This window comes from Sodalinema sp. (assembly GCF_046483825.1).
Classification (GTDB): Bacteria; Cyanobacteriota; Cyanobacteriia; order Cyanobacteriales; family Geitlerinemataceae; genus Sodalinema.
Genome location: NZ_JAWOCL010000266.1, coordinates 1 through 5,895, shown reverse-complemented (window position 1 = coordinate 5,895; position 5,895 = coordinate 1). Strand labels below are relative to the sequence as shown.

General features: G+C 51.0%; 3 protein-coding genes and 1 pseudogene. 3 read left to right on the top strand and 1 reads right to left on the bottom strand.

Going from position 1 to position 5,895, the window contains the following annotated elements:
• Positions 1–369 (top strand): annotated as a pseudogene (locus tag R6U67_RS16900) (ATPase); the annotation flags it as partial.
• Between the two features lie 168 nt (positions 370–537).
• On the opposite strand, the gene R6U67_RS16895 reads toward R6U67_RS16900, so the two are convergent.
• A complete protein-coding gene (locus tag R6U67_RS16895; protein ID WP_410253634.1) occupies positions 538–1,230 on the bottom strand; it encodes a fasciclin domain-containing protein in 693 nt (230 codons plus the stop codon).
• Between the two features lie 561 nt (positions 1,231–1,791).
• Between R6U67_RS16895 and R6U67_RS16890 the strand changes: the two genes are divergently transcribed.
• Together R6U67_RS16890 and cysK are read left to right on the top strand one after the other, a co-directional pair.
• Entirely contained in the window at positions 1,792–4,425 is a 2,634-nt protein-coding gene (locus R6U67_RS16890; protein ID WP_410253633.1) for a sigma 54-interacting transcriptional regulator, read from the top strand.
• A 101-nt stretch (positions 4,426–4,526) separates the two neighbouring features.
• A complete protein-coding gene (gene cysK / locus R6U67_RS16885; protein ID WP_410253632.1) occupies positions 4,527–5,483 on the top strand; it encodes a cysteine synthase A in 957 nt (318 codons plus the stop codon).
• The last annotated feature ends 412 nt before the right edge of the window (positions 5,484–5,895 follow it).

Genomic DNA, 5,895 nt, shown 5'->3' with positions numbered 1-5,895 from the left:
CCCACCTCTCGCTACCTCCTCCCCGACAGTCTCGACCCCAGTCGCGGCAAACGGGCCGTCAAATGGCAAGTGCGAGACGAAGATGAAATCGTCTTTGGAAGCGATGAGATTGATGTATCCGCCGTCGAACAACTCGTCGATGCGGGACAGTTGCGGGCCATTGCCGAAGCCATGGTCTATCTCAAACAGGAATACTCAGGAACCCATAAGACCCTCAGACAGATATTAGACGAAATTGAGGGGGCGATCGCCTCCCAAGGCTTAGACATTCTCTCCCCCTTCCCCGTGGGAAATCTAGCCCAATTCCGTCGTTTTGAACTGGCCGCCGCCCTCAATCGTCTTCGACAACTTCAGGTTAAAACCCCATAATCCATTCATAAATATTGCCTAAAAAATAGGAGTTCAATAGACTGAACCCCTACCTAATTCAACAATTTAAAAACTCAACGTATCGCAATCAGGAAACCAGGGACGCAACCAACGAAAACCCAACAATGCAGAGGTTTTGCCCCTAGTCACTCGCCACGACTCAACCCATTACCAGGTGACAGGAAATGTCCTAGGAGTCGAACGGGGTGCCGGAGTCGAACGGGGTGCCGGGGCCGGAGTCGTTCGTGTTTCCGTCCTCGTCTCAGTCGTCGTCTCAGTCGTCGTCTCAGTCGACCGTTCATCTAACCGAGATTGCAAATCACCGGGAACAATCACCGTATCAATCTTGTGAATTACCCCATTATTGGCCGGAATATCCGTGTCAATGACCCGAGCGGGGCCAACATTAACCCGATTTCCCTGAACCCTAGCATTGACCGGGCCATTCAGCGTGTCCAACACTTCATTACCAATATCATTGGCTTCGAGAATTTCAGGAACAACGTGCATTCCTAAAACATCCTGCAACAAATCCCGATTCGCCGGGTCAGTTAAGGCATTCACCACAGACTGAGGTAAATCTTGAAACGCTTGGTCCGTGGGAGCAAATAACGTGAACGGTCCATCATTAGCCAAGGTGTCCGCCATTCCCGCTAATTCTGCCAATTGTAGCAGTGTGTTCATATCTCCGGCCGCCGCTAGAGAATCAACCAGACTTCCAACACCCAGTTGAGCCACTTCAGTCTCTAACTCAGGAGAGGAGGTCGTCACCTCAGCACGACTCGGAGTTACCGCCAGCGTTGTCGTACTCAATAGCACCATTGCACCCGTAAGCCATTGGAATCGGCGTTGAGAGTTCATATATCTTAACGTTTTGAACAACAGTCGCCATTCTAACGCAAGTTTTTGGGAATGTTGGGGAATCGGGGGAGAGAAGACAAAATGTTCGTCAATTGCGGGACACGGGACTCCCTTGAGCCAACCCTTGAGCTAACCTGCGATCGCTCTTCATATCCCAAACCCAAACATCAAACCCAAACATCAAACCCAACCGTCCCATAAATTCATTGAGCGATGTAAAACTATAAATAAATATGGTATAGTTTGAGTGTAAGATTTGGTCGCGATTACCATAGCGTACAAGGACGAGCGTTCCTTGCCCCAACTGAGCGAAAGCCAGTTTTCATCTGGATTAGGGGATAGTCATCAGCTCAGCCAGTTGACGTACAAGGCGGCATGGGATGGGAAAAATACCCTTGAGATTGACGGTTGAGATTGACTGTGTCTTAGCGAACTCTCAGATCTACCCGATGGGTTGCAACAGGTTAGAGAATGGGTCTCGAAACCTGCGAGCGTGGACTTGTAGAGACAATGGGAATCACCAAGACCGTACTCTAAATTGTCCATTCTCCCGGATGCCAAATGACACAGCAAATTTTCCCCAAATCTCCCGAACCCGATCGCCAAGACATTGAAGACTGCATCACCTGGTTGAGTTTTCATCGCATTTGGGGAACATTGAGGCCCGAGACGATCGCCGCGATCGCCTCATCCCTAAACCTGTTGCGGGCAGACTCCGACACCACAATCTACGACCAAGACACCTATCCCAAAGGGTTATACCTGCTCAAGTGGGGGACCGTCGAAATTTATCGAGCCTCCCCCGTCGGTCAAACCCATGTCATCTATCGTAACGCCGGGGAACTGTTCGGCCATATCTCCATCGGGGCGGGGGAAGACACAGACAATTATCGCTCTGGGGCGAAGACGATCAGCTGTAGCGAAATTTGGTTCTTGCCCCGCGATCGCTTCGAGGATCTCAAAACCGAGCATCCCGACATTAATAATGCCATCAATACCCTCTTAGCCCAAGATTTGCTGCGCTTTTCCCAACGTCTGGCCCAAGAACAAGCGCGTATTCAGGGATTACAACCCTATGTTCGCCCCCTCTCTCTCAACGAAACCATTATTGGAGAGACCAAACCCAGCCAGAAACTAGCCAAACAGGTCAAACAGGCCGCCGGAGACTTAAAACCCGTGTTCCTCCAAGGGCCATCAGGAAGCGGAAAAACCTTTATTGCCGGACTCATTCATCGCCAGTCTGGACTCAAAGATCGGCCCTTCGCCGAAATCGACTGTGCCCAACTGCCCTTAGATGGAGCGGGAGCGGTGAACACCGATATCTTATTTGGGCAGTATGACGGACTCCAGGGAGCGATCGCCCTCTTAGAACGAGGAACCTTAGCGATCACTAATATCCAACTCCTCACACGGGGCGATCGCGATCGACTCGCTCACTACCTCAAAACCGGACATGCGATCCCCAACGCCCCCGTTGAGATGCAGCAGCAGGTCATCGAGCAATCCTCCCCCACCCTCTCGGTGCGTCTCATCCTCACCAGTCCCCAAAAACTCCCCTTCTCCGACATCGATGCCCACAGCATCAAACTCTTCACCCTACCGCAACGGAAAGGGGATATCCCCGCCTTCGCCCACCATTTCCTAGACAAATTTTGTCGGGAACAGGGTCGCCCCCCCCTACAACTCGATCAAGCCGACTTGCGACGGCTACTCAGCTATGACTATCCCGGCAACATCGGCGAATTGGAAGGGATTTTAAAACGGGCCGTAGCCATGACCCCCGTGGGGCAGTCGGTCATTCCCGAACAAGTCTTGTGGTCCCTCGAATCCCCCAAAAACACCTTTCGAGTCGACTTACTCAACCAAATTCCTGGATTACGGCAATTCCTCTTAAGTGACTGGTGGCCCAAAGCCATTTGGTGGCCGATGATGCTGATTTTTATCCCCGTTACCGTGATGGGGTTGATTGGTCCGCAGACTCGGGATGCCAACGTAGCCTTGAACCTATTTTGGGCGTGGTGGTGGCCGTTTTATCTGCTATTGTTTCCCGTCATCGGCCGCCTCTGGTGTGCCGTTTGTCCATTTATGATTGTCGGAGAATGGGCCAGAACCGTCTCCCTGTGGATTTGGCCGAGGCAGTTATTACCCTGGCCGACCAAATGGCTGAACAAGTGGGGAGCGTGGCTGCTGTGGGCCGGGTTTGTCGCCATTTATCTCTGGGAAAAATTGTGGGATCTTCCTCATCGGGCCTATCTGTCAGCGTGGCTGCTGCTGGTGATTGCGGCGGGGGCGGTTATTTGTAGCGTCATCTACGAGCGTCGCTTGTGGTGTCGTCACCTCTGCCCCATCGGTGGCATGAATGGGATGTTCGCTAAATTGGCGGTGCTGGAATTGCGATCGACGCCGCAGGTTTGCGGGACCCAATGTCAGACCTTTGGCTGCTATCGAGGTAGCGATGAGACTCCCGTTAATTTTCCCGATGCCCTGCCCACAGAGGGACAGGCAACGGGGGGCTGTCCCCTGTATTCCCATCCAGCTCAGTTGCCCGATAATCGCGATTGTATGTTCTGTATGACTTGCGTCAAGGCCTGTCCCAACCGTTCGGGACAGTTGAATCTCCGCTTCCCGGCGGCGGATATTTGGGAAGGCCATCGAGGGTTCCCGGCGGAAATTGCCCTACTGCTGTTGCTGTTCGGTGGGGTGTTTATGCACCATTCTGAGGCGATTTTAGGCTGGTTCGGTTGGGGAGAGTTGGCGATCGATTCTGAGCATTTGGCGATCGCCATTCCGGTGGTTAGCCTCATCTTGTCCATCCCCCTGATTCTGACCTATACAGCTCACAAAATCGCTGGCTTCTTTGACGCCGAGATGCCGGAGTATCAAACCGTCATTTATGCCTACCTGCCCCTAGTTTTGGCGGGAAACTTAGCTCATTACCTACCCTCCGCCATGACCGAAGCCGGTCAGATTCTGTCCGTAACCGCTCGCACATTTGGCTTCAGTGGGGAGGGATTACCCACTCTAACCTGGAGTTTGGAGGTCGCCCAGTTTCTGCAAGGCGTGACCTTACTGTTGATTTTAGGATTTAGCATCTTTCCCCTGTTGAAAATCACGGGCCGTCCTCTGCTTAAAACAATGCCCCATCTTATTTTGATGGGGGTCATGGTTGTCGCCTGGTACGAGCTGTTGATTTAATCCCAAAGCATTTAAATCTAAACATTGAGCTTGTTTTTAGTGTTTAGTTCCTTGGATTTTTCGATTTTTTAAATCTCGTTTACAACTCTATTTTAAAACCCATGAAAATCTACAAAAGCATCAATGACGTCATTGGCAACACGCCCTTAATTCGATTGCAGCATTTGCCAAAACAGTACCACTGCAATGCTGACATCATTTTGAAACTAGAAAGTTTGAACCCAGGGCGATCCATTAAGGATCGCATTGCCGTGAGTATGATTAAAGAAGCGGAAAACGCGGGGTTGATTCAACGGGGACGTTCAACCATTATCGAGGCGACATCGGGTAATACGGGGATTGGTTTGGCGATGGTTTGTGCCGCGAATGGTTATCGTCTAATTTTGACCATGCCCGATAATATGAGTCAGGAACGGCAACAATTGTTAAAAGCCTATGGGGCTGAAGTCGTGACAACACCGGCTAAATTGGACATGGCGGGTGCGATCGCCCGGGCTAATGAACTTCTCGCGAGTATTCCGAATTCCTTTTCTCCCCAACAGTTTAGTAACCCCGCTAACCCCAAAATTCACTACCAAACAACGGGACCCGAAATTTGGGCGGATACCGAGGGAAAAATTGATGTTTTTGTAGTGGGTGTCGGCACTGGGGGGACGTTGACGGGAGCAGGTTATTATTTAAAACAGCAAAATCCAGAGTTGAAAATTATTGCCGTAGAACCCGCATCCAGTGCCGTTTTGAGTGGCAAAAATCGCGGCATTCATGATATCCAAGGAATTGGTGCAGGGTTTATCCCGGATGTGTTACGGGAAGATTTAATCGATGAGGTTGTCCAAGTGACCGAGGACGAAGCCTACAAATTTGGGTTACTTTTAGCCGAAACAGAAGGCATTATGAGTGGGATTTCAACCGGGGCTGTGGTGTCAGTCGCTTTGGAGATTGGGGCAAGTTCAGACGACTGCGATCGCACCATTGTCACGATTCAAGCCAGTGGCGGAGAACGGTATTTAAGCACCCAAATGTTTCAACCTCAATCCCTAGAAGCCGTCGTTCATTGACACCACTTATAGCAAAAGTTGGTCTGAATCGTACAAAAAATAGGGGATAAAAAGGCAACAGGCAAGAGGCATAACCCACCCCTAACCCCTCCCAGGAGGGGATGGCAAGAGGCAAGAGGTAGGGGATTCTCTCCCAACTCAGAGTTGTCCTCGGCCAATCTTCGATTGCTATATTATCTCTGGTTTCAGGCTATCGGGGCGACTCTGCCTCCCGATAGCAATTCCCTGTTCCCTGTTCCCTGTTCCCTGTTCCCTGTTCCCTGTTCCCTATTCCCTGTTCCCTGTTCCCTGTTCCCTATTCCCTGTTCCCTATTCCCTGTTCCCTATTCCCTGTTCCCTCGCCACAGATGTCAAACTAGACTAAAGCTCAACATCCCTCCTCCCTATGTCTTCATGTCCTCGATGCCAGCAA

Coding starts and splice junctions, on each gene's coding strand:
- R6U67_RS16895 (WP_410253634.1), bottom strand. CDS start 1,230: ATGAACTCTCAACGCCGATTCCAATGGCTTACGGGTGCAATGGTGCTA.
- R6U67_RS16890 (WP_410253633.1), top strand. CDS start 1,792: ATGACACAGCAAATTTTCCCCAAATCTCCCGAACCCGATCGCCAAGAC.
- cysK (WP_410253632.1), top strand. CDS start 4,527: ATGAAAATCTACAAAAGCATCAATGACGTCATTGGCAACACGCCCTTA.